This is a genomic window from Vibrio ziniensis, assembly GCF_011064285.1.
Taxonomy (GTDB): domain Bacteria; phylum Pseudomonadota; class Gammaproteobacteria; order Enterobacterales; family Vibrionaceae; genus Vibrio; species Vibrio ziniensis.
The window spans coordinates 1771681-1797076 of the sequence record NZ_CP049331.1; the positions used below are offsets into that span (position 1 = coordinate 1771681).

The window sequence follows — 25396 nt, forward strand, 5'->3', positions numbered from 1 at the left end:
CACTATTTGCAATCAACAAGCTAATAAGTAAATTTGGCCAGTATGCCCGCCTCTCTAATGGATGAACCTCGTTCACCATCTCGATATGAGACAAAACCACCTAATGCAAATTTAGGATAAAAATAGTAATCACCGCTGAATGTGTAGATATTTTCATCCAGCCATTTGTTTCTTAGCGCTTCTGCAAATAACGATGTTTCAAATTTTTCAGTCACGGCATAGCGCAAGCCAAGATCAACGCTGTAAACAAAATCAGTTTCTTTGTCTCCCGCATCAATTCTCAATGCCCCTACTTTGCCATTAGTCACTAAATCTAACTTATCAGCAAGTAACCAGCGATAACCCAAACCGACGCGTAAAAGATAGTGGTCGATAGTGAGATCGTTTGGATGTACGAAGCGAGAGCCGTAATCAGCACTCCATAAAAGATCGCTGTCATCAAACTTATGATTGATGCCCACAATAACTGAACTTGCGTTGTCTCCATCAGTTGAGGGAGAGCGATAAGTTCCAGAGCTTACGCTGCCGTATATATAGTCGTACTGAAGCGGAGTCGCTTCAGTTAACTCATGTGAAAAGACGGATGAAGATAGCAACACCGAAGTCATAAGCACTGCCCATGTTTTCATCAACAACTCCTTGAATTTTCTGCCTCACTCAATTCAGCTTAGTCGAAACTGGCAAAACATTTTGAGATATAAGCAGAGAATCTGCGCTGCAAAGAAAAGTCGTGTACAATTTACATTTTCCTGTATTGACAGTCTCTTATGTTAATCACGTCCACATAACGCATCTCTAAAGGAGCCTATATGGAAGCAGAGCTATTAGAAATAAAAAATTTCCTTAGCCAACATCTCCCTTTTTCTGAGTTACCAGAAGACACTCTAGAACATGTCGCGCACCATATAGAAATTGCCTACTACAGACAGGGCACACCTATCATCCATCTTGGTGACCATATCCAAGATCTTTATATGATTCGAAGCGGAACTGTTGAAGTTTATCGACGTAAAGGTGAGCTGTATAACCGCTTAACCGAAGGTGGTATCTTCGGACAAATGGGTCTGCTGACCAATAATAAAGTGCGTTTCCCAGTGACAGCTATTGAAGACACACTGGTTTATTGCATTCCTGAATCTGTCTTCCAGTCTCTATACGAAGAACATGACGTTTTCGCAGATTACGTAGAAGTAGAAGATAACGCTCGCTTACGTCAAGCCGTGTCAAATAGCTCAGAACAAAACGACCTCACTACTTCAAAAGTTAAACGTATTTTGACTGGCGAAGCTGCTTACGTTTTTAAAGGTGCAACCATCCAGGAAGCTGCGATAAAAATGGCAGAGGAAAACAACTCTTCCCTGTTGGTTATTGACCCGGAAATTCTCGAAGACAACGAAGATGACCAAAGCCCTGTTATTGGTATCGTGACAGAGAAAGACCTTTGCCATCGAGTACTGGCGACAGGCATCGATCATCAGGCTCCACTGACAGATGTGATGACGTCTGAGGTAATGTTCTTAGATCACAATGCATATGTGTATGAAGCTATGCTGATGATGCTGCGCTATAACGTCCATCACCTGCCTGTATTAAAAGATAAGAAGCCAATTGGCATTTTAAACATCACCGACATCATTCGTTATGAGTCTCAAAACTCATTATTGCTGGTCAGTAGTATTTTCCAACAAAACAACATTAATGATTTGGCTACTCTGTCAAAACAGGTCAAAGATGCATTTGTTCGACTTGTTAACGAAGACGCAAACTCACATATGGTCGGCACAGCAATGTCTACAATTGGTCGAAGCTTTAAGCAGCGAATTTTGGAACTCGCAGAAGAAACCTTTGGTCCGCCACCGATTCCATATTGTTTCTTAGCTCTTGGGTCAATGGGGCGTGACGAACAACTTGTCGTTACAGACCAAGATAACGCCATTATTTTAGACGATAGCTATAACGAGCAAGAGCACGGTGAGTACTTTGCAAACTTAGCAAAGTTTGTTTGTGACGCGTTAGATCAATGTGGTTATAGCTACTGTACTGGTGAAATCATGGCGACGAATCCAATGTGGCGAATGACTCGACAAGAGTGGGAAGCCTGTTTTGCCGACTGGATAGATGACCCTAATCCTAAAGCTCTATTAAATGCATCCATATTCTTCGATTTGGACGGCGTATATGGTCGATTGAAATGGGCCGAGATGCTTAATGGCTTTATTGTGCGCCGTGCTCGTAAAAACAACCGTTTCTTGGCTTGTCTTGCTCGTAACGCTCTTAACCGCACTCCTCCGTTGGGTTTCTTCAAAAGCTTCGTTATGGAGAAAGATGGCCGCCACAACAACTCAATTAACCTGAAACGCCGCGGAACAGCTCCACTTGCAGATCTGATTCGCGTGCATGCGTTAGCCGTCGGTTCACGTGCAAAAAACTCATTTGAACGTCTTGATAACATCATTGATGCGGGAATTTTGCCCAAAGGCAGAGGCGAAGACTTACGTGATGCACTGGAATTTATATCTATGGTTCGTATCCGCCATCAGGCTTTGGACGTTGAAAACAATGTTGAAGCTGACAACAACATTGAACCAGAGAATTTATCTGAATTTGAAAGACGTAACTTAAAGGATGCTTTCCAGATTTTAAGTAACGCTCAGAATTTCTTAAAATTCCGCTATCAGGCCAGCAACAGCTTTAAATAAGGGACATTATGAAACGTCTGTTTCAGGCGCCAAGTATTGACTGGCCCTATAAATATCAAACAAAGAAAAACAAAGTCTCACACCCGTTGTTGAAGGCTTTTTATGATCCTGCAATGGTAAATGGCAATACGCCGATTGGTGACATCGAATTTGTCGCTATGGATTTCGAAACGACAGGTTTGGATTCAGAAAAGGATGACATCATCACTATTGGTATCGTGCCTTTTACCTTAAACCGAATTTATCTTAATCGCGCAAGGCATTGGACAGTTCGTCCTAGGCAGAAATTGGATGAACAATCTGTCGTGATCCATGGCATCACACACAGCGATATCATTGATGCACCAGATCTGTCAGAGATAATGGAAGAGGTGTTGAGCGAGCTGTCAGGAAAAATTATGGTGGTGCACTATCAAAAGATCGAACGTGAGTTTCTTGATAAAGCGTTAAAGAGCAGAATTGGCGAAGGTATTGAATTCCCTGTTGTGGATACGATGGAAATCGAATCAATGATTCAGAAGAAATCCACCGACGGCTTTTGGAATAAGCTGCGAGGAAAGAAACCAGAATCAGTGAGATTGGGTCAATCTAGATTGCGTTATGGTTTACCAGCCTATACGCCTCACCATGCACTTACAGACGCCATCGCCACTGCTGAACTATTGCAGGCGCAGATCGCTCATCACTACAGTCAGCAACTGAGCATCAGAACTCTTTGGCGCTAGTTTTTATCAGTGCCAATCTATAGGTCTGTATACCCATTTCGACTTACCCAGACGGCAAAAAACCGATCAAAAAAAGCCGACTAAACAGTCGGCTTTCATATTCATAAGTTCGAGCCTATCGCTTGAAAGTTTCCGTACGTAAACCCATCACCAGACTTACACACATCAACAACAGAACGATGGTAAACGGTAACGCAGTTGAAATAGCGCCAGCTTGCAGTGCTTGTACAGCCTCAGTGCCACCAATCCATAGTAACGCAATCGCGATGAGACCTTCCATCAGAGCCCAGAACACACGTTGAGCAACGGGTGAATCCAGTTTACCGCCAGCCGTAATGCTATCAATTACCAAAGAACCAGAGTCCGAAGAAGTAATAAAGAACACCAGCACGAGAATAACCGCAATGACTGACAATACTGTTCCATATGGCAAGCCATCAAACATCTGGAACATCGCTAAGGATACATCTGTTAAACCATGTGCACCTAACTCACCAATTTTGTCAATTACCTGCTCTACCGCAAGGCCACCAAATACAGACATCCAAATAAGAGTAACTAGCGTCGGAACAATCAGAACAGCTGTGATGAATTCTCGAATCGTACGGCCTTTCGATACACGTGCGATAAACATACCGACAAATGGTGACCATGAGATCCACCAAGCCCAGTAAAACACTGTCCAGCCTTGGAACCATGCTTCATCAGTACGACCATGTGGGTTACTTAACGGTATGATGTTTTCGATGTAAGCCATCAACGTAGTAGGAATTGCAGAGAACGTCACTGCATAACCGATCAAAGCAACCAAAATAAGTAAAAGGAACGCAACAATCATGTTGATGTTAGAGATAACTTTTACTCCACCATCAATGCCGCGAATAACAGAAATGGTTGCTAGTAGAGTGACAACAATAATAACCGTCACTTGCAGACCAATCCCCGCATCTATACCAAACACATGGTGAATACCACTTGCAGCTTGCTGAGCACCTAAACCTAGTGAAGTCGCCAGACCAAACAAGGTTGCGATAACCGCAAGAATATCAACAATGTGTCCAGCCCAACCCCACGCTCTGTCACCTAAAATTGGGTAGAAAATAGAGCGAATGGATAGCGGTAATCCTTTGTTGTAACAGAAGAAAGCAAGCGACAGAGCTACCACACCGTAAATTGCCCAAGGGTGTAAACCCCAGTGGAACATCGTCGCTCCCAACGCTAGCTTGGCAGCTTCTGGGGAGTTAGCGGCAACACCCAGTGGCGTTTCATACCAGCCTGTAAAATAAGCAACGGGTTCAGCCACACTCCAGAACATCAGACCAATACCCATGCCCGCAGCAAAAAGCATTGAAAGCCATGATATAAAGGAGTGATCAGCCACTGCGTCATCACCACCCAAGCGTATTTTACCGTATGGGGAAACAACCAGAGCTAAACAGAAAATAATAAAAATGTTACCAGACCAAATAAATAGCCAGTCAAATGCCCCGATTATTTGCCATTTCAAACCATCCAGTGCGCTTTTAGCTGTATCTGCATCGACGATTAATATCGTCAGTAGAAAAAGCAAAATTAAACCAGCGCTAATACCAAATACAGCGTTGTGGACATCAAAGCCCCACTTCTGAATGTTGTCTTGACCTACCGTATAGTCGGTACTGTCAATACTGTATTTATCAATACCTTTTGTCATTTGTCCTCTCTTTGAATCAATATAAATTGAACTCAAATAACTATGAGTAAGAAGTAAGTTCTAACATACGTCACAAAAATTACTTTGTACTCATAACTATTAACTCAGCAGTTCGTGGTCTACATTGTACACATGACCATTTTCAGATCCACAAATAGCTTAATATAAAGACAATATTTCCTAAAATCGACGATCAAGCGAACAAAAATTAACCACAAACACATAAAAACATAATTCGTACACGAAACATTTATGGATTTTAGGCCAAGTTTAAACTGTCCAATTATTGATATAAAAAGTATGAGGTCTATGCTTTTCAACAACAGCTAACTGCTGTATTGTCGCGCTAGAAAAACTCACCACTTTGACCGGATAGCTAGCCGTGGAAAAACATGAAGAAGTTCTAGTGGCAATTCGCCAGATCATCAGAGCCATCGACCTACACTCTAAGAAGCTTAGCAAAGATGCTGGCTTAACGGGGCCGCAACTTATTCTCATGCGTGCGATTCAAGCTCTTGGCGAAGTGACGATCAGAGAACTCTCCAAACACACCAATATGAGCCAAGCCACTGCCACCACCATACTCGACCGATTAGAGAGAAATGGTTATGTTCAGCGCATCCGTAGTGTTGAAGACAAGCGTAAGGTTCACGCTCATCTTACTGAAACCGGAAAAGTCTTATTAGAACAAGCTCCGGCACCACTTCAGGAAAGTTTTGTCCAGCGTTTTCAAACGCTCGCAGATTGGGAGCAAAGCCTTCTACTCTCATCAGTTCAAAGACTCTCTTCGATGATGAATGCTGAGAACATTGATGTGGCTCCACTTCTGGAAATTGGCAGCATCACTAAAACAGAAGAATAGATGATTTCATGAAAAAAGGTTGGGATATCCCAACCTTTTTTATTTTGAGTTACAGACGTTTAAACACGTTTTATTCCAATAAACCATGCTGGACAGCGTATTTAGCAAGTTCTGCAGTAGAGTGAATATCCAGCTTATGTTTGATATTTTGGCGGTGAGTCTCAACTGTGCGATAACTAATACTCAGAAGCGAAGCAATTTTCTTACTGCTACAACCTTGTGCTACTAGCTTTAAAACCGCCTCTTCACGTCTGCTCAAAGGATTCGGTTTACTTGAAGCTGGCGAAATTTCCCCAGTAAACAGCGTTTGAGTGACTGATTCACAAAAATAGGTCGAACCCTGATTAACCGTTTTAATTGCCTGAACCATTTTGGACGCTGAAATTTCTTTGAGCATGTATCCGACAGCGCCAGCTTGCATCACTTTCATGATGTATTCTCTATTATCATGCATAGTCAGCATGAGTACTTTTGCATCTGGTACTTCTTCTTTAATCAAACGGGTTGCATCAATACCATTCATTATCGGCATGCTGACATCCATCAGAATCACATCCGGCTTATGCTGCTTCACGACATCGATCGCTTCTAAACCATTACTCGCAGTAGCGACGACTTTAATCTCTGGCTCCAACTCAAGACGAGCCATAAAACCTTCTAGCACTACTTGATGGTCATCGACTATGACAACTCTAATTGGCTTTTCCATACACTAATCCATCCAACCGCAATAATACGGTTATTTCTGTCCCAAATCCGGCTTCACTTATTAGCTCAAATTCACCGCCAATAAACTCAACTCGCTCGCGCATATTGCGTAATCCAATCCCGCGTTTATTCAGTGATTCTTTGACGTTAAAACCAATGCCATCATCACGTATCATCAGCTGAAGCATGTTACCCATCTGATGCAAAATGACCGTCACTTTTTTCGCCTGTGCGTGCTTTCTAATATTGTTCAGTGATTCTTGCACAACACGATACAAGGTTGTGGCAGCTTCAGACTTTAACCTATCTGGTTTTGTATCAAACAAAGTTTCTATTTGAATGTTTGAATGTGCCTGAAAATCTTCCAACAACGTGACCAGCGCGGCCTGTAAACCAATATCGTCCAGTGCACTTGGTCTTAAATTGTGCGAAATACGCCTGACTTCATTGATTGCGGTCATCAGAGATTGCTGCGCTTTTTCAACGTGTAATACCAAGGCATTGCCTTGTAGCTTATGGTCGAGAAGCTCCAAATGGCACTTACTTGAAACCAATAGCTGATTAATACCGTCATGAAGTTCACGTGCCAAATGTTTCTTTTCATCTTCCTGAAACATCACCGTTTTATGTGCTAGTTCTTTCAGGTTTTTATCCGCGAGTCGATGCTCGTGCAGGTTGATAGCCAATGTCAAAACGATAATTACGGCAACCGTCACCGCCAAGATCACCATCACAGAGAAAAATGTAGTCTCGATATTGGCATTAATCGCAGACTGCATCGCTGCCACTTCTTGGCTGACATCTTCGATATAAAGCCCTGTTCCCACCATCCATTGCCATTTGTCTAGCCATGCAACATAGCTAAGCTTAGGAACCGTTTCCCTAGTAGACGGCTTTTGCCATAAGTATTGATGAAAACCTCCTCCAGACTGAGCCTGAAACAGTAGAGCTTCAATGAGGAAATCACCTTCTTTATCCTGTAAATGCAGTAAGTCTTGCCCAATTAGCTCTGGCTGAATGGGATGAACCAAGTTCACACCATTACTATCGTAAGCGAAAAAATAGCCATCCGAACCGTAGCGTAATTTGGTCAATATAGCTTTGACCTCCGTTTGCGCTTGTTCAATTGGGAGCGATTCGTTGTTGTAGATGTGATCAATGGCATCGAGTGCCAAATCAACACTGTCTTTCAATGCGGTTTCACGAGCTTTTATCAAATTGACGCGAAAAATTTCGACTTCACGTTGACCAAGCGTTTTCGCTTGATGAATGGAGATCCAACTAATACTTGCTGTCACAAGAAGCAGTGGTAATAACGTCAGCAATATCAGTTTGGCTTTAAGGGGCATTCCGTTTCCCAAAGTTCACTTTGCAAAAATAAAAACAGCTTACTGGCTGTCAAGAGTTAGACAATCAGTAAACTGCATTACTTTAGCAACTTCTAAGGTGTGTTTGACCAATTCATCTTACAACCAAGAATTGGATCACATTCCGTAGAATCCTGGGAAAACCAGAAGCGAGATTAACACCAGTATTTGTATGCCGATAAACGGAATAACACCTCGATAGATATCCATCGTCGTCACTGACTTCGGCGCTACACCTTTCAGATAGAACAAGCTAAAACCAAAGGGTGGTGTTAAGAAGGAAGTCTGTAAGTTCATCGCTACTAAGATACCAAACCAAGTCATATCAATACCCATATTCAACGCCACTGGCGCAAGAATCGGCACGATGATGAAACAGATTTCGACGAAATCGATAAAGAATCCGAGGATCAGAATCACAATCATAGTGGCAATCAGGAAGCCCCATTTGTCACCAGGAATAGCCATCATCCACTCTTCAACTAAGATATCACCGCCTGTGTAGGTAAATGCCATTGAGAACGCAGTAGCACCCAACAAAATAGCAAACACCATAGCGGTAACATTTACCGTCTCTTTTGACGCTTCATATACCATCTTCCAGCTAAATTGGCCGTATAGGAACGCCAGAACCATAGCACCTGCACCACCTAACGCGGCCGATTCCGTTGGAGTAGCAACACCAGCGAATATAGAACCTAGTACAACAATTATTAGTGCTAATGGTGGTATCACGGCTTTCAGTGCCGAAATGACCTCTTCTTTACGTGATATTGATTCATCTCTACCAATTGGCGCTGCCGCTTCCGGATGCAGTTTTGCATAGATGAGGATGTAGACGATGTACGCTCCGACCAAAACTAAACCCGGCCATATTGCCGCTTGGAACAAGTCACCTACCGGTACACCTAATACGTCACCAAGCAGAATCAACACGATTGAAGGCGGAATAATTTGACCAAGAGTTCCTGACGCACAGATAGTTCCGCACGCAAGCCCTTTGTCATAGTTGTATTTGAGCATAACTGGCAATGAGATAAGCCCCATTGCAACAACCGATGCACCAACCACGCCTGTGGATGCCGCAAGCAACGCGCCCACTAAAACGGTAGAAATAGCAATACCACCGCGCACACCACCGAACAAACGCCCCATGGATTCAAGCAATTGTTCTGCTAAGCGCGTTTTTTGTAAAACCAAACCCATAAAGACAAACAGAGGTACAGCCATTAGTACCGTGTTCTGCATAATGGATTGAATTCGATATGGCATAAAAGCAAACATGTCGATGCCTTCTGCCCAAACGCCAAATATCAGTGCGATCCCGCCGAAAGTAAAAGCAACAGGGAAACCTAGCAGTAACGCAAACAGCGCTACAAAAAACATCACGATTCCGATCATTGTTATTTCCCTTACTTCGAATCTTTAAAATTGGTGTGCAAAAGCTGAGGGTTCACGATGCGATTTAGCGAATGCAAAATCATTCCGATACCACTCATCGCCATGAAGAAGAACGCTACCGTGATTAAGCTTTTAATGATCCATCGATAAGGTAATCCGCCCGGATCGCCAGATGTTTCGCCAAGGGCATAGCTCTCTTTGGCGTAGTCGATACCGAAGTAAGCCACCAGAAAACAAAAAGGCAGTAACAAAATGATTGTGCCGAACAAATCGATAACCGCTTGAGCTTTATTAGATAAACGCTCGTAGAAGATATCCACACGAACATGCCCACCCGCTTTCAAAGCGTATGGAATTCCAAGCATGAATACCGCTGAAAACAGATGCCACTCCAACTCTTGGAAGGCGATAGACACATCGTTAAACGCGTAGCGCATCACAACGTCATACACCACGTTCGCAACGAGTAGAACGAACAAAATGCTGGATAACCATCCAAGAAAATCGCTCATGCGATTAAACAGTCTTTCGATATAGATGAGACTTCTCATTCCCGACTCCATGGAATTTGCAAAGGTGCTCCGCTTAACAATTCAGTTGTAGTGACTAATGCTTGCTAGCGGAGCTTAATTATATTTCTTGGGCTTCTCAGTAGCTTTTATGCAAACTACTGTGTTTTATGGAAGCTATTGCGTTTTATAAAAGCTATTGCGCTTCGTTGTTCAGGTAGGCGCGCATAGAGATATCAGTCCATTGGCGAACATCTTTCAGATAATTTGCTTGTGACTCTTGGATCTCTTTTGCTAGAGGATCTTGCGCTGCATGTTCAGCAAGAAGACGACCGTTCGCTTCACGAAGTGCTTTAATTACTTCTGGCGGGAAGTCTTTTACTTTCACGTTTGGATATTCAGTCTTGATTGAAACCCAGTTCTTACCGCTTTCATGTACAGATTGCGCATACATGTCGTAAGCCGCTGTACGCATTGCTACACGTAAGATTTCACGTAAATCTTCAGGCAGTTTTTCCCAAGTACGCTTGTTAACTAGGAATTGCAGCTCAGTAGCTGGCTCATGCCAACCTGTGTAGTAGTAAGGCGCGATTTTGTGGAAACCCATGCGTAAGTCTAAAGATGGACCTACCCACTCAAGTGCATCGATAGTACGACGTTCTAGAGAAGTATAAAGCTCTCCCGGTGCAATGTTGGTTGGCTTAGCGCCAAGTTCAGCCAATACTTCGCCAGCGAAACCCGGAATACGCATTTTCAGACCTTTAAGGTCTTCAAGCGAGTTGATCTCTTTCTGGAACCAGCCACCCATTTGGATATCAGTGTTACCGCCAGGGAAAGAAAGCATGTTGTGTGGTTCGTACACTTTCTCCATCAGCTCCATGCCACCACCATGGTAGAACCAAGCATACTGCTCAGGTGCTGTCATACCGAAAGGCATAGAAGTGAAGTAAAGTGTGTTTGGAACCTTACCTTTCCAGTAGTAGGACGCTGAGTGACCCAAGTCATATTGACCTGATTTCACCATATCGAAAACACCTAACGGCGCTTTATGTTTGTTTGCCGAATCGATACGAATTTGCAAACGGCCATTCGACATTTTTTCAGCCATTGCCGCCATATTCTTCGTTGCATCACCGAAAATTGGGAAGTTTGGTCCCCAAGTTTCAGCCAGTTTTAAGCGATACACTTTTTCTTCAGCAGAAGCTGTTGTAGACAAAAGAGCAAAGCACGCAGTTAGTGCTACTACACTCGTTGTCATAACTCGTTTTACAGATTGATGGATAAGACTCATTGTTCACGTCCTTTTGTTATTGGTCGGTGCTTTGGTACTTCAATAGCACTTCAGTTCAACATCACTTTGGGTGAACTTTTATCAATAAAAAATGAGCAAGATTACGCAAACAAATAACATCTTAAGCATCATATAAAACCATAGTCTTACGTATATTTACGTAGGATAAACCCAATCAATATTCTATATATCTGTATTATTTAAATATTATTTAAATCATAAAATGAGTTAAATGTATTAATACGTAATAAATTTCCCAGACTCATAATTTGCTATTAGTTTTCAAAATTGTGACAAAGAACAGTAAGCGCTTAGATAGATTGTCATCGAGACGATTGAAATGAAAAAGCCCCGGTCAAAACCGAGGCCTTTTACTTAGATTGGGCAAGAATAAACTACGCAGTTTTGTAGATTACTTTGTTACCCGCTAATTGCTCTTTCACTACAAGGTTTTCTTCTAGAAGCTTTTTAAGTGCACCGGTAGCCCAAGATGCAGCTTTAGATTCTTCTTGACCAGCTTCTAGACCAATCGACTTAGGATTAATGCCTTCTACATTGGTAGCAACAATTTCAAGTACCTGTTGTTGCTTAGGCGTTAATGCTACGTCCACTTTAGCCGCTACTGCTTGAGCAGCAGCATTCTCAACCGCTGGTTTTACTACTTTTTTTTCTACAACTTTCTTTTCAGCTGCAGGTTTCGCAGTTTTCGTTGCTGAAGATAGGTTCGCTACAGTCGCTTTAATACGCTTTTGCAATTTAGCCTGCACTTTGCGTTTATGAGCAAGTCTCATCGAGTATGTCTCCATTTCACTGCTTTTATCGCAGTGGTGAAAATTTGAAGCGCGCTTTATATCAAAATTCTGCTGATATTTGTAGGGTTGAGGTCAAGTTCTCCGGCAAAAATGCCGCTATCTCTGGTTTATGACTACAATTCATACAAAGGTCTTTTTGTTTCCTACAGTTGCATTACTGGGGATAAAAACAGTTTATTGAGGATTGATGTAGTTTCTATGCAGAGTATTCATATCGCCAATCATCATTTTGATTTACGCTCCCCCCATGCAAAATGGGTAGGTGTTATCGCATTAGTCTTAGCTCTGGGATTCGTCATTTGGTCACCCAGCTGGCGACAAGCCGTTATCGCAGTAACGTCTATCGGCGTGTTGCTCTTGGTTGGTTACTGGCTAATAAGGAAAAGTCAGGTTGGATACACTTTTACCTCTACTCATTTTCAACAACATCTCTTTCGCGGTGGATGGGTTGTACGTTGGAACAACATCAGCAAAATAGGCATTTGTACTTTCGAACAAGAAGGTTGGCATCACCCTCTTCCTTGGATTGGGATCAAACTAAAACATTATTCGCCATACCTAGATAGTATCTGCCCACGTATCGCCTCTGAGATTCTGCTTAGCCAGCGTGCATTGCTCTATCTTGGCGCTCGGCAACAAAATCAGGAAACAAAATTTGAAGATATGGTGTTGGATTCCCAGCAGTACAAAGAGTCTGCCACCAAAAGCTATTCAGGCTTAATGGCGATGTTAGCCAATAGAATGAAGTATCAGCGCCAATACTACGATTATGACGTGTTTATCTCAGCGAATGATTTGGACAGAAGTGCGGAAGATTTTGTAGGTCTAGCTCGGCGCTATCTTGCCGCTGCCGAGCCAGAGAATAAAGATCAGTAAAGAGGCATCTCATCAGCCACATAATGATTGTGCAATCTTTCATGACCGAAAGTAGATTTTGGTCCGTGACCCGGAATGAAAGTAACATCATTCCCCAGCGGCCACAGTTTGGTTTTGATGGAAGTCAGCAAATCACTGTGATTACCTTGTGGGAAATCGGTACGACCGATGCTGCCGTGGAACAATACATCACCAACAAAAGCCAATTTTGCTTCTTCACTAAACAAAACCACATGACCCGGTGTATGACCCGGAGTGTGAATCACCTGGAGAGTCTGCTTACCGAAAGTTACCGTATCACCTTCATCTAACCAAGTATTTGGTTCGAAAGCTTCTGTGAGTGGAAAACCAAACATTTGGCTTTGCCCTTCTAACCCTTGCAACCAGAAGTTATCTGCTTTATGTGGCCCAACAATATCGACATTGCCAAGTTGTTCAGCCAGCGCTTCCGTACCACCAACATGGTCTAGATGACCGTGTGTAAGTACGATATGAACCACTTTCACGCCGAGTTTATCAATCACAGCTTTCAATTGTTTGACGTCACCACCCGGATCGACGACCACGCCTTCCATGGTTTCATCACACCAAACAATTGAACAGTTTTGAGCGAAGTGAGTCACTGGGACAACTTGATATTGTAAAGACATAAAGCAAACCTTGTTCGATATTCGAAATTGTTCGAACTATGCCACTAGCGCCTTAGTTTGACAAGTTACGAGCCCTGCCAGCGGCGAACTGGACCAGTGTCAATATGAACAAATCCGCTACGAGGGTAATAACCAACACCACCAACATTTAAACTTAATGCAGCTTCATGAACTTGCTTCAGCGACACGCCATCCAAGCGGAAATCGAAAGCTTTACCTAACATGTGGTAACTCTTCTGAGCGACACCACCGTTCGAATTATTACGTAGCATTTCATTTGTAGCTGGAGATCGGTAACCAGAAATAATCTGCACTTCTGCCTCACATCCAATTAAGGTCTGAATACGAGTTAGTTGGTCGAATAACCCTTTATCCATAGGGTAAACTTCGTTACGGCGGAAGTCGCGGCAAATGTGATTTAGTCTTTTTAGTTCTGAGCGAACGTAACGATGACCGTTGAAATAGCAACTTTCTAACGTTTCGCCTGTATGTAAGTTGTTTAAAGCTAACACACGCGGTTCAACAGGAAGGGAAGCCTGAGCAATCGTAGGTGCACAGGCCGCAACCACCAAACCACTTCCAGCAAATTTCAAAAAATCACGTCGGGATACAATCAAACCTACACCTTTACCACTGGTTAAATTTCTGACAGAGCGCGAAACTTAACGGACTCATAGATGTAGGTCAAATGCATAATTTGTGCACGAAATCGCTTAAAGCGAAGATTGACATGGTTACTTATTGAACATAAAAGAGATTTTTCCTGTGTAAATTTTGAGTAAAAATCACACAGAAAATCATTTATTGGTGGTTATTGCTATTAATTGCCGCTTACCCACGAGATTGGGCATCAAAACGGTAAACATCATCTCTGTATTGCAAACTACCACCTTCATACCACACAGTCTGATAGATAATCTGAACCGGAATTCTCTTTTTCAAAGTGACAGATTTGTTGCTCGCCTTCTTACTTTCCTCAAGTTGTGATTCATCAATCCCCTGAGTTTCGAATATTTTAGAAGCAAAAAGAGAGGCATTCTGAACACGAATACAACCCGAACTGAACGCTCTTGATGAGTTATTAAACAAATGTTTACTCGGTGTGTCGTGTAAATAAATAGCTCGAGAATTAGGCGTGTTGAACTTGTACAGACCTAGAGCGTTTTTACGCCCCGATTGCTGGCGCATGCGATACGGAAAGGACTCTGGTTCAACCATTGACCAGTCAATCACTTTTGGATCTAACGTTTGATCTGACCCCCAGCTTTTGATGATATCGATATGGTGTCGACTAAAATAATTCACGTCTCTTTTAGCGAGAGGAAGAATATCTTCAACCATGATTTTTCTAGGCACGTTCCAAGTTGGATTCAGAATCACTGAATCTAACTTTACCGACATCAGAGGAGTGGGACGTTTTACACTACCAACAACGACTTTAGTAGTAAAAATTGGCTTACCCGAATACCAATACTTCATATCAAAGCCAGGAATGTTGACCACAATAACGGTATCTTCCTGCGACCATAAGCGACTCCGTTCAGCATTTAGAGCTAACAAGGATAAGCGCGCCTTAACAGAAAGGTTTAGCCATTTGAATGTTGCAGGACCAATAATTCCATCCGATTTTAAACCGTGCATTGTCTGGAATTGCTTGACCACATTGACCAAACTTTCATCGTACCAAGAGACTCCCTCATTAACTGAGCTCATATCAATATTAACAAGTGACAAGCGTTTAATCAGAAGTTCTCTGTCAGCCAGTTTGTCTCCTGGTTTGATTAACATACCCTTTTGAAAATAAGTGGGAATAAATGCAGATTCTAAGGGCAGTAGAGTTTGGTAAGCTTTTACCAATGGCTGATAAGATACTGCTCTAGGCGTATATGATTGTATCAACTCTCCTATCCCTTGCGTACTGATGGCGACCTCTAGTGATATAAACGCATTATCACTCGGAAGAGGAAGGTGGTCAGTCAATTTTTGACCATCAAAAAACCATTCTTGCCCTATCTTCTCGGCTTGCTCCGCATAGCTCAAATACATGATCAGCGTATCAGTAGCGAACAAATCGTATTCAAACCAGGCCCTTTGCTCACGGAATTTTCTAAGTTTATTTAAACGAAGAGAGAATAATGGGCTAAAACCTGCACGATGAATCACTTCAAGTTGATGCTCCAACTTCTCCATTAACGGTACATCTAACCAAATGAGTTGATTCCCATGTTCTTGATAAAGATGCTTAATTCGTTCTGGATATTGGAGACTTGATAGGTTGTTTACATTCTTTTCAACCCAGCTACGATTTGAAAGGTTCCCCTCATCTGCAGCCAAAGGGCAGCTTAGTAAAACAAGCAACACTGCAAAAAAATGGATACATTTCATAAAACTCAACTTCACGACTACACGACCAATTGTCAGAGTATGGCAAATTATTTGCCAATTGTAATAGTGGTTTGATACTAGAGTACGTAAATTAGTGAATTGCTGCCCAATGATTATCCCATTGAACATTTGATATGTTGGTTTCAGCACCAATTGGATACTGGTTCTTCACCACTAACCCAGCACCAGAACTGACCTGAAATAGATCACCATCTACAACCACACCTGACGCGTCAGGTAATGGTGCAAGTTCGACTAAACGGCGAGTGTGCTTAGACCAAATACCATAACAGTTACCGACAGGAGATGTCGCCAGTATCCACTTATCCGTAGCAGCAATGCTCGCAATGTAGTGATTAAAACGAGCCCACTCTTCAGGTTCTGCTATTAATGGCTGCATTTCTCCACCTCGAGTATGCATTGAAATTAATGATGGTGAATCTTCAGGCTGCCCGCGATATTGCTGACCACACAGGACCGTTTCGCTTCCATCGTGAGCGAGGTGACGAATACTCAAATGGTGGTCAGGCAGAGATACCTGTTCGAGCACTTTGCCATCCATAGATAGATACGTCAGACTTGGGGTCATAGTGTCGATGTTTAATGGTTCACGACCATTAGTATGAACACCTCCAACACCAATTGCTAAAGTGTTATTCGGCATCATTATCACTTCGTGTGGGCCAATTCCAAATCCGGTTAACTCAGCGGTTTTCTTATAGCCGTCTTTGACATCATAAACACCAATGATACCTCGACTGGTGCCACGCTCACCTTCTGTAGCAAACAGCAATGTGCCGTCATTGGAATAAACACCGTGACCATAAAAATGTCGCTCAGAGCCCGACAGATTGAGCGTAATCATCTCACCAGTTTGATAGTCAAACACCATCATGAACTCACCCGGACGCCTTCCGAAGGCAACCGCTTGAGAAAGTTGCGGGTGAATAGCCACACCATGACCTCTAGCAGGCAGAGGCAACTGAGAAATAGCTTGCCCTTCTTTATCAGCGATTACAGCACTAAACTGGTTGCGACTTGTTACAGCGCAACCAATCAGCGCGGCTTGTTTCTGGGCAGAACTAGCACAACCAAACGGTAGCAGCGGCGCACAAGCGCCAAAAAGAGCCGCTTTTAAGAGTGAGCGGCGAGTATTATCAGTCACCATCTGTTGCATTAAACCCTATTACTACATCCAACGCGACTGACACTTCGTCGTGCAACAAATACTTCAACTGATCCATTTTGTTGTATTGAGAAAGCACCATGCGGTATCCATCTTTTGTTTGCAGTAAGTCAAACAGACTGCCTTCTTCTGGCCATGCTTCGACTAAGTTTGCATACTGTGTTTTTACTCGGTCGGCTAAATCGACTAAGCCACGATCTCTAAGCATTTGATCAAGGCCACTTCCGTTAGATAAGTACAGCGCTTGCATCGCTTCAACGTTCGCTTTTAAGTTAAACATTGAAGTTTTAGAACGCCATGACTCAGAAAAATAAGGGCGCGGTTTGCCTATATTGGCTAATGGTCGGCTTAACTTAGACATGGAAAACTCGAGCTGATTAGAAAGCAGAGCAATATATTCAGACTTCCATGATTGTTCATCAAGTTTTGTCCATGGATTTGTACGCCACGCTTTTTCAATCGTGTCTGCTCTGTTTGCAAGGTTTTTACTGATCGCTGTTGCAGACATACATGCTTGAGCTTTTGAGGAAGTCAGCGGTGATTTTGAGTCGTAGATCAACCACTCAAGCGCCCCCAACCCTTGTACCGTCACACTATTTTCTGAGATTTCCGCTGCTGTCCAAAACTTATCCTGCTTGGTAAGCGCAGTCATCTTTAGACCAGTGGTATTTTTCTTGTCTGGCCAGAATTGAACATTCCAGCTCTGAGCCAAGGCGTCAGCAGGACCACGCTCCTGACCTTGAAGCGCCATCCAAGCAAGCATAGTTGTATGCCACTGTTGTTTTAGTTCCGAATTGTCGGCAACGTCAGTTTCGCAATAGTTCGCGAATGCCTGTGCCAGTGAATGCGCCTGAACCGAAAAATGATTTGCTGCCTGATATTCTACCAAGTAGGTTGATTGACTCACATGGCGCGTCTGATCGGCATATGACGCCGTTTGGTTCGATTGGCAGGCCGTTAAACTCAAAACCAATATACTTGGCAAAAAATATTTGAAGGTCATATAAACACCTAACAAAGAATGACTTTATAAAGAATTCAAAAATGCGATTAAGGCTTCTCGTTCTTGCTTATTGAACTGAAGTACTTTTGCTTTGGCTTGTTGAGCTTCTCCGCCATGCCAAAGAACCGCTTCCATAAGATTTCGAGCTCGTCCATCGTGTAAGAAGTAAGTGTGGTTGTTTACTTCTTCTGTATAGCCGATACCCCATAGTGGTGGTGTCCGCCATTCATTTCCTGACGCAAGAGCTTCCGATCGCCCGTCACTTAATCCCTCACCCATATCGTGTAATAACAAATCTGTATATGGGTGAATAGTTTGTTCTGACAGTGCAGGTCTAGATTCCATTTTTGCTGTTTTAACGTCAGTTTTGTGGCAATTGTTACACCCTACTTCAGCAAACAACTTTTTACCATGTTGTACTGCCGGAGCATCGACATTACGACGTACTGGTACGGCTAAATGTTGCGAATAAAATTCCACGAAGTCGAGTATATTTTCACTGACCTCTGGCTCACCACCGTTTGGGACTTCATGGCAAAGAGACTGATGGACGGTACAGTTTTCCATAGGGAAAAGGCTGCTCGTCAATCCTAAATCGCCATTAAAGGCAGCTGCATTTTGCTGCATCAAAGATGGCTGCCCTGCTTTCCAACCAAAACGACCGACAACTTTTTTATCGCTACGTACATCCCAAACTCGGTTTACACGGCCAGAGATACCGTCGCCATTAGCGTCGTCCTCATCTTGCCAAGAGAGAATCGTCTGCTCAGGGATCGACTCTAATAAGCCTAGCCCAATCATAGGTGGAGCCACACGTGCTGAGAATAGAGTCTTAGGATGCAACTTTCCATAACCGAGATTCTGAATGGAAAGATTGGGTTTACGCAGCAGTACAGGTGTCCCATCAGCAAACTTGACGACCACTTCATCATAGGAAATATGTATAGAACCTTCCGCCTTTTTTCCTGGAAGTGCAAAATCCTGCAATTGGTCACCGTAGACTGGCTCAGGAACTACCCCTGCTTTGTCATAAATCGCTTTCTGTTCAGAGGTTTCTGCCGGAATACTAATACGTACAAGCATAGATACCGCTTGTGTATCATTGGCTTCTGGAGGATGACCACGACCATCTTTAATGTGGCAGTTCTGACAACCATTAGTGTTAAATAGTGGTCCTAAACCATCGCGAGCATCGGTTGAAGAAGGCGCTGGAACCCAAGGATTACGGAAAAAACTGTTACCTACGCTAAAATCCAAGCGTTTCGACATAGGTAAGTTGGAGGCTGGTAAGGAATAAGCGTTAGGGCCAGCTTTGGTCGTACTTGTGCTGCCACCAGATTTCACGTCTTCAGCCAGAGCTTGGCAAGATGCCAGACTTAATAATAGTGCTGAAAAATACGATTTCATTACATCTTTCTCGTTATTATAAAAAGCAAGAAACCCAACCATCAAAACCTGTTAGATAAGATCCGATGATTGGGTATAAATGGGTTCTCATCATGAATTAAACTATGACTGAAAACTCATTATGACATCCAGATTAAAACTCGTGGTCAGCGTTATCTGGGTTCAGATTGTCAATACCAATGATGGTAGCTGCACGTTCGATCGAAGCAGTTTGAGCGACTAGACCGGTAATCGCTTTGTTTACCAAAGCGTTACCTTCTGCGTTATCTGCCGCAATAAGCTGATCAAAATGTACGTTGTTTTTCTCAGCCGAAGTAACAAGCTTGCCAACTTCTGCGCGAGACGCTTCGAACTGCGCTAAGATATCTTTAGCGGCTGTAGAATCTTTTGCAGCGACTAGATCATTGATGCTTGGACCAGAGAGCTTAGAACCGTCAGCACGTGAGTATGAACCTGTGTAGATGTTGTAGATGCCTTGCTCGTTGAAGTAGTGCGAGTTGTGAGTGTTATCAGAGAAACAATCATGCTCATCTTCTGTAGAGTTAGCTTCCAGAGCCACTTTCATACGCTCACCAGCAAGTTCGCCAAGAGATAGTGAACCCATACCAAATAGCATCTTACGGATACCATTAGTAGCAGAATCAGCAAGAAGCTCTTGACGGTAGTTTCCTTTCTCTTCAGTAGACCACTGCTTCTCCATCCATTCTAAATCTTGAACAAGAAGCTGAACTGACGCTTTGAGATACTGTGCGCGACGATCACAATTGCCGTTAGTACATGCAGCACCTTGAACATAGTCCGTATATGGACGAGCACCAGCGCCTGGGTTAGTACCGTTTAGATCTTGGCCCCAAAGAAGAAATTCGATTGCATGGTAACCAGAAGCAACGTTCGCTTCAGAGCCACCAACTTCATTTAAGCTAGCAATAAGCTCAGGGGTAATTGTTGATGCGTCGATCGCTGTCGCACCAATAGTAATAGATTTATTACCGATAATGTTTGCGCTTGCGCCTTCATTACCCAGTTCGTACTGGTAATCTGTAGCTACATAGTCGATCAAGCCTTCATCTAAAGGCCAAGCGTTTAACTGCCCTTCCCAGTCATCAACTACAGCGTTACCAAAACGGAAAACTTCAGATTGTTGGTAAGGTACGCGTGCAGCTAACCAAGCTTTTTTAACATCATGGAGTTTTGCTTCTGATGGCGCAGATAGAAAAGCATCTACTGACTTTTCAAGCCCTTTTGCTGTAGATAATGAGTCAGCGAACACTGCATGTGCAATATCTGCATAATTTTCTACAACTTGTTGTTGGGTAACAGCGGCCATACTTGAAGTACTAGCTAGAGCAAAAGAAACGGCGATAGATTGGACTAAAAACGATTTCACTTTCATTAAAGCATCCTTGTTGAGCAATTTTATATTTGTAGTGCTAATTATTCTCATTTGCACTATTAGTTACGCATAATACAAATTTACATTTCATTTGCAAGCTGTAACAAAAAAAACCTCACCAAAGTGAGGTTTTTTCATGCAAAAGTAACAATCAGTTATCGTTTTAAGTCATAACTTAGTGTCATAACTTTAAGTCATGCTTTCCGTGTGAGACTTTCGCTTTCAAATAGTTTTCATTACCGGATTTAATATGAGCAGCCGTATTAACCACTTCAACGATTTCTATACCGTGATCTTTTAAATCTTTAACTTTTTTAGGATTATTAGTAATCAAACGAATTTTGCAAATCCCTAAGGCTTTCAACATTTGCGCCGCTTCTGTGAAATCGCGCAGGTCATCACCAAAACCTAAGTGATTATTTGCTTCATAGGTATTCATACCTTGGCTCTGTAGGCGATAGGCATCGATCTTATTGTAAAGCCCGATACCTCTACCCTCTTGGCGAAGATATAAAATGATTCCGCCAAACTCACCCATTTTTTCAATTGTTTCTTCAAGCTGCTCGCCACAATCGCATCGCGACGAATGAAAAACATCGCCTGTTAGACACTCGGAGTGCATACGAACTAATGGGACGTCTTGGGACTTATCAACAGATTTGAAAATGACAGCAACATGCTCTTTATCTGTTTCTAATCCTTTAAAAGAAAGGATTTCAGCGTCAATGCTACTTTTTGCGCCGACTTTAAAGTCAACCCTGGCTCTTACTTCCGCCATATCTGTACTCACTTCACTCAAACTTACTTATGCATAGTTGTTAATAATTTATCTTCATTCACACAGAACAGGTTTATCTTCTGTCGCTATGAGAATCTATGCATTCGAATACGTTAATCTTGTCATAACTATGGGGACTGACACCCAAGTTTTCAATAAAAAGATCATACTCCGTTTATCTGCTTAAGTAACCTTTAGAAATATCCTCCAAGAGAATCACTTAACAGATATTGTTATAGTATAACAATTTAAAAAAACGGCAATAAAAAACCCAGCTGTTTGCGCTGGGTGAAAAGCATTAGACTGACTTAGCTATTTTGAGCTTTCTTCCACATAGTGAAGTCAATCCAAATTTGTTCTAGCTCCTTCAACTCTTCTGCGGTTAATAGAGATAACGTCGATTTAGACTGAGTTGAAGTATATGGCTGCAGAGAACTAATTTGTTCATGAAACGCTTCTTTCAATTTATAAATCATCAGTTGGTCCACTGCCTCAATCCATTAATAAGCATTAATTCTCAAAAATAATACCATTTAAAATTCAATTTTGTGACAAAAAACAAATTAATGGAACGATTATCACACTTTACATTTGATTTTTTTGATATTTATTTTGATCAATTTTCTGTCTATAGATCAATTATCTTACTGTAGTGATCACCAATTTTTGAATAAAACATTACAACTTCTATTTAGCCAAAATTCGCATTTCAACACTTCTAATATAGAGATACTTTCTCTCTATATATTATTAATGCCTAATATAACAATCACCATTTAAATTTAAAAATATTGGACGTTTTAATGAAATTGAATAAACCTTATTAGAGTTTCAGGATAAAAAAAGCCGAGTATCAAATACTCGGCCTTTTAATATCAACGATTAATTATTCTGAATCACTTTCGCTATCTGACTCAGAATGGTCTGTATCTAAGGAACCCGTTGCTTCTACTGCACTTTCAATCTCAGCACCTTCTTCTCCTTCAGGAAATTCAGATTCTTCGATTTCTTCAATGCGTTGTAGACCAACAACTTTCTCATCTTCCGCTGTACGAATAAGCGTTACACCTTGAGTGTTACGGCCAACTTGGCTCACCTCAGCAACACGAGTACGTACTAGCGTACCTGCGTTAGTGATCATCATGAACTCGTCGCCTTCTTCTACTTGTACCGCACCGATAACTAGACCGTTACGTTCAGAGACCTTAATAGATACAACACCTTGTGTTGCACGGCTCTTCGCTGGGTACTCGCTTAGCACTGTACGCTTACCGTAACCATTTTCTGTTACTGTCAGTACATCACCGTCAGTCTTAGGTACGATTAGAGAAACGATTTGGTCATTACCATTCAGTTTCATACCGCGAACACCAGCCGCTGTACGTCCCATCGCACGAACTTGTTGCTCGTTGAAGCGAACAACTTTACCCGATTGAGAGAACAACATAATGTCGTTATCGCCGTCAGTAATATCAACACCGATCAGTGAATCTTCATCACGTAGGTTCAGAGCAATCAAACCATTAGCACGTACGTTGGCAAATTGATCAAGAGAAGTCTTCTTAACCGTACCATCACCTGTTGCCATGAAGATGAACTTATCTTCACTGAACTCGGTTACAGGTAGAATCGCAGTAATACGTTCGTTTTCTTCTAGAGGTAGCAAGTTAACAATTGGCTTACCACGAGCGGTACGGCTCGCTAATGGCAATTGATATGTCTTCAGACGGTATGTCTTACCACGCGTAGAGAAACATAGAATATTGTCATGAGTATTCGCGACAAGCAGACGCTCGATATAATCTTCGTCTTTCATGCGAGTTGCACTCTTACCGCGGCCACCACGGCGTTGAGACTCGTAATCACTTAGAAGCTGGTACTTTACGTAACCTTCATGAGACAGCGTTACAACCACATCTTCACGAGCAATAAGTTCTTCCATGTCGATATCATGGCTAGCTGCTGTGATTTCAGTACGACGAGCGTCACCAAAACCATCGCGAACCGCTTCTAATTCTTCACGGATAACTTCCATCAAACGTTCAGTGCTGCCAAGAATATGCAGTAGTTCTGCAATTTCTTCTAGAAGCTGTTTGTATTCATCAAGAATCTTCTCATGTTCTAGACCCGTTAAACGGTGTAAACGCAGTTCTAGAATCGCTTGAGCTTGTTGCTCTGTTAAGAAATATTGACCGTCACGAATACCGTATTGTGCTTCTAGCCACTCTGGACGAGCCGCATCAGTACCTGCGCGCTCAAGCATTGCAGCGACATTACCGAGATCCCAGCCACGTGAAATCAAACCAGTTTTTGCTTCTGCTGGCGTTGGTGCTTTACGAATCAGGTCAATGATGTCATCGATATTAGCAAGTGCAAGCGCCAAACCTTCAAGGATATGAGCACGTTCACGAGCCTTGCGTAATTCGAAAATAGTACGACGAGTAACCACTTCACGACGGTGGTCAACGAAGCACTTAATCATCTCTTTCAGGTTAAACAGTTTTGGCTGACCGTGTTCAAGGGCAACCATGTTAATACCGAAAGTGGTTTGAAGTTGAGTGTTAGCGTAAAGGTTGTTCAGAACAACTTCACCAACTGCGTCACGCTTACATTCAATAACGATACGCATACCATCTTTATCAGATTCGTCGCGTAGTGCACTGATGCCTTCAACTTTTTTGTCTTTTACAAGTTCTGCAATTTTCTCAATCAAGCGAGCTTTGTTCACTTGATATGGAATTTCAGAAACGATGATCGTTTCTTTGCCGCTCTTATCAGCTTCAATTTCAGCTTTAGAACGCATGTAAACTTTACCGCGACCAGTCTTATAGGCATCGATGATACCTTTACGACCACTGATCAATGCTGCGGTTGGGAAGTCAGGGCCAGGGATGTAGTCCATCAGCTCATCGATCGTAATGTCTTCATTGTCGATGAAAGCCAAACATCCATTCACAACTTCAGTTAAGTTATGTGGCGGAATATTAGTAGCCATACCTACTGCGATGCCTGACGCACCATTTACAAGTAAGTTAGGAACTTTTGTTGGCAGTACCGCAGGGATCTGCTCAGTACCGTCGTAGTTATCTACGTAATCTACCGTTTCTTTATCTAAGTCAGCCAACAATTCATGGGCGATTTTAGCCATACGCACTTCGGTATAACGCATCGCCGCAGCTGAGTCGCCATCAATAGAACCGAAGTTACCCTGGCCATCCGCTAGCATATAGCGAAGTGAGAACGGCTGCGCCATACGTACGATAGTGTCGTATACAGCACTGTCACCATGCGGGTGATATTTACCGATTACGTCACCTACCACACGGGCAGATTTTTTATATGGTTTGTTCCAATCGTTGCCCAACACGTTCATTGCAAATAGAACGCGGCGGTGTACTGGTTTTAGACCATCACGCACATCAGGAAGAGCACGACCAACGATAACTGACATCGCATAGTCTAAGTATGAACCTCGAAGCTCATCTTCAATGTTTACGGGCGTGATCTCTTTAGCTAGATCGCTCATAGAGCCTATATCCCTCTATAGTTTGATCGGTATATCCAGACAGTGAGCTATTACTATAAATAAGCCTAATAGACACTGTTTTCCAATTTCCAGATATTATTGATACTTATAAGGTGAAAAAATAT

The 25396-nt window shown here is 42.5% G+C and carries 22 protein-coding genes; 4 read left to right on the forward strand and 18 right to left on the reverse strand.

Features of this window, described 5'->3' with window-relative positions; all coding sequences use genetic code 11:
• Positions 1-20: 20 nt before the first annotated feature.
• Positions 21-629, reverse strand: coding sequence for a porin family protein (locus G5S32_RS08110; protein ID WP_165311533.1), 609 nt, complete (start codon positions 627-629; stop codon positions 21-23).
• A gap of 180 nt (positions 630-809) precedes the next feature.
• On the opposite strand from G5S32_RS08110, the gene G5S32_RS08115 reads away from it, so the two are divergent.
• Both G5S32_RS08115 and G5S32_RS08120 read left to right on the forward strand, forming a co-directional pair.
• On the forward strand, positions 810-2699 hold the full coding sequence (locus tag G5S32_RS08115; RefSeq protein ID WP_165311534.1) for a DUF294 nucleotidyltransferase-like domain-containing protein: 1890 nt from the start codon (positions 810-812) through the stop codon (positions 2697-2699).
• A gap of 8 nt (positions 2700-2707) precedes the next feature.
• Positions 2708-3424, forward strand: a complete 717-nt coding sequence (locus G5S32_RS08120) for a 3'-5' exonuclease (RefSeq protein WP_165311535.1) — start codon at positions 2708-2710, stop codon at positions 3422-3424.
• 115 nt (positions 3425-3539) lie between these two features.
• Here G5S32_RS08120 and G5S32_RS08125 read toward each other — a convergent pair whose 3' ends face one another.
• Entirely contained in the window at positions 3540-5117 is a 1578-nt protein-coding gene (locus G5S32_RS08125; protein ID WP_165311536.1) for a BCCT family transporter, read from the reverse strand.
• 382 nt (positions 5118-5499) lie between these two features.
• Between G5S32_RS08125 and G5S32_RS08130 the strand changes: the two genes are divergently transcribed.
• A complete protein-coding gene (locus tag G5S32_RS08130) occupies positions 5500-5979 on the forward strand; it encodes a MarR family winged helix-turn-helix transcriptional regulator (RefSeq protein ID WP_165311537.1) in 480 nt (159 codons plus the stop codon).
• A gap of 70 nt (positions 5980-6049) precedes the next feature.
• Here G5S32_RS08130 and G5S32_RS08135 read toward each other — a convergent pair whose 3' ends face one another.
• The 6 genes from G5S32_RS08135 to G5S32_RS08160 all read right to left on the reverse strand — a co-directional run bounded on the left by G5S32_RS08135 (position 6050) and on the right by G5S32_RS08160 (position 12046).
• A complete protein-coding gene (locus G5S32_RS08135) occupies positions 6050-6688 on the reverse strand; it encodes a response regulator (RefSeq protein WP_165311538.1) in 639 nt (212 codons plus the stop codon).
• Positions 6672-8036 carry a cache domain-containing protein gene (locus G5S32_RS08140; protein WP_165311539.1) on the reverse strand — a complete coding sequence of 455 codons (1365 nt, stop codon included), beginning with the start codon at positions 8034-8036 and terminating at the stop codon, positions 6672-6674. Before G5S32_RS08140 ends, G5S32_RS08135 begins: the two co-directional genes overlap by 17 nt.
• 135 nt (positions 8037-8171) lie before the next feature.
• Positions 8172-9455, reverse strand: coding sequence for a TRAP transporter large permease (locus tag G5S32_RS08145; protein WP_165311540.1), 1284 nt, complete (start codon positions 9453-9455; stop codon positions 8172-8174).
• A gap of 11 nt (positions 9456-9466) precedes the next feature.
• Positions 9467-10006 carry a TRAP transporter small permease subunit gene (locus tag G5S32_RS08150; RefSeq protein ID WP_165311541.1) on the reverse strand — a complete coding sequence of 180 codons (540 nt, stop codon included), beginning with the start codon at positions 10004-10006 and terminating at the stop codon, positions 9467-9469.
• A 154-nt stretch (positions 10007-10160) separates the two neighbouring features.
• Positions 10161-11255: a TRAP transporter substrate-binding protein gene (locus G5S32_RS08155; RefSeq protein ID WP_165311542.1), complete on the reverse strand. Its 1095-nt coding sequence runs from the start codon at positions 11253-11255 to the stop codon at positions 10161-10163.
• Positions 11256-11650: 395 nt separating this feature from the next.
• Positions 11651-12046 carry a MarR family transcriptional regulator gene (locus G5S32_RS08160; RefSeq protein WP_165311543.1) on the reverse strand — a complete coding sequence of 132 codons (396 nt, stop codon included), beginning with the start codon at positions 12044-12046 and terminating at the stop codon, positions 11651-11653.
• A 219-nt stretch (positions 12047-12265) separates the two neighbouring features.
• On the opposite strand from G5S32_RS08160, the gene G5S32_RS08165 reads away from it, so the two are divergent.
• Positions 12266-12943: a DUF2982 domain-containing protein gene (locus tag G5S32_RS08165; protein ID WP_165311544.1), complete on the forward strand. Its 678-nt coding sequence runs from the start codon at positions 12266-12268 to the stop codon at positions 12941-12943.
• On the opposite strand, the gene G5S32_RS08170 is transcribed toward G5S32_RS08165, so the two are convergent.
• The 10 genes from G5S32_RS08170 to gyrA all read right to left on the reverse strand — a co-directional run bounded on the left by G5S32_RS08170 (position 12937) and on the right by gyrA (position 25271).
• Positions 12937-13593: an MBL fold metallo-hydrolase gene (locus G5S32_RS08170; RefSeq protein WP_165311545.1), complete on the reverse strand. Its 657-nt coding sequence runs from the start codon at positions 13591-13593 to the stop codon at positions 12937-12939. The genes G5S32_RS08165 and G5S32_RS08170 overlap by 7 nt on opposite strands.
• A gap of 65 nt (positions 13594-13658) precedes the next feature.
• Entirely contained in the window at positions 13659-14210 is a 552-nt protein-coding gene (gene mepK, locus G5S32_RS08175) for a peptidoglycan L,D-endopeptidase MepK (protein WP_165311546.1), read from the reverse strand.
• 214 nt (positions 14211-14424) lie between these two features.
• Positions 14425-15978: a L,D-transpeptidase family protein gene (locus G5S32_RS08180; RefSeq protein ID WP_165311547.1), complete on the reverse strand. Its 1554-nt coding sequence runs from the start codon at positions 15976-15978 to the stop codon at positions 14425-14427.
• A 91-nt stretch (positions 15979-16069) separates the two neighbouring features.
• The gene (locus G5S32_RS08185) at positions 16070-17155 is read right to left on the reverse strand and encodes a DUF1513 domain-containing protein (RefSeq protein WP_165311548.1); all 1086 of its coding nucleotides are present in this window, start codon (positions 17153-17155) and stop codon (positions 16070-16072) included.
• Positions 17136-18167: an imelysin family protein gene (locus G5S32_RS08190; RefSeq protein WP_165311549.1), complete on the reverse strand. Its 1032-nt coding sequence runs from the start codon at positions 18165-18167 to the stop codon at positions 17136-17138. The genes G5S32_RS08185 and G5S32_RS08190 overlap by 20 nt, the downstream gene beginning before the upstream one ends.
• Before the next feature lie 24 nt (positions 18168-18191).
• On the reverse strand, positions 18192-19574 hold the full coding sequence (locus tag G5S32_RS08195) for a di-heme oxidoreductase family protein (protein WP_165311550.1): 1383 nt from the start codon (positions 19572-19574) through the stop codon (positions 18192-18194).
• A 133-nt stretch (positions 19575-19707) separates the two neighbouring features.
• On the reverse strand, positions 19708-20967 hold the full coding sequence (locus G5S32_RS08200) for an imelysin family protein (RefSeq protein ID WP_165311551.1): 1260 nt from the start codon (positions 20965-20967) through the stop codon (positions 19708-19710).
• A 181-nt stretch (positions 20968-21148) separates the two neighbouring features.
• Positions 21149-21745, reverse strand: coding sequence for a GTP cyclohydrolase II (locus G5S32_RS08205; RefSeq protein WP_165311552.1), 597 nt, complete (start codon positions 21743-21745; stop codon positions 21149-21151).
• A 308-nt stretch (positions 21746-22053) separates the two neighbouring features.
• Complete coding sequence (locus G5S32_RS08210) at positions 22054-22233, reverse strand: hypothetical protein (RefSeq protein WP_165311553.1); 180 nt, start codon at positions 22231-22233, stop codon at positions 22054-22056.
• 398 nt (positions 22234-22631) lie between these two features.
• Positions 22632-25271, reverse strand: a complete 2640-nt coding sequence (gyrA, locus tag G5S32_RS08215; RefSeq protein ID WP_165311554.1) for a DNA topoisomerase (ATP-hydrolyzing) subunit A — start codon at positions 25269-25271, stop codon at positions 22632-22634.
• Positions 25272-25396 lie beyond the last annotated feature (125 nt).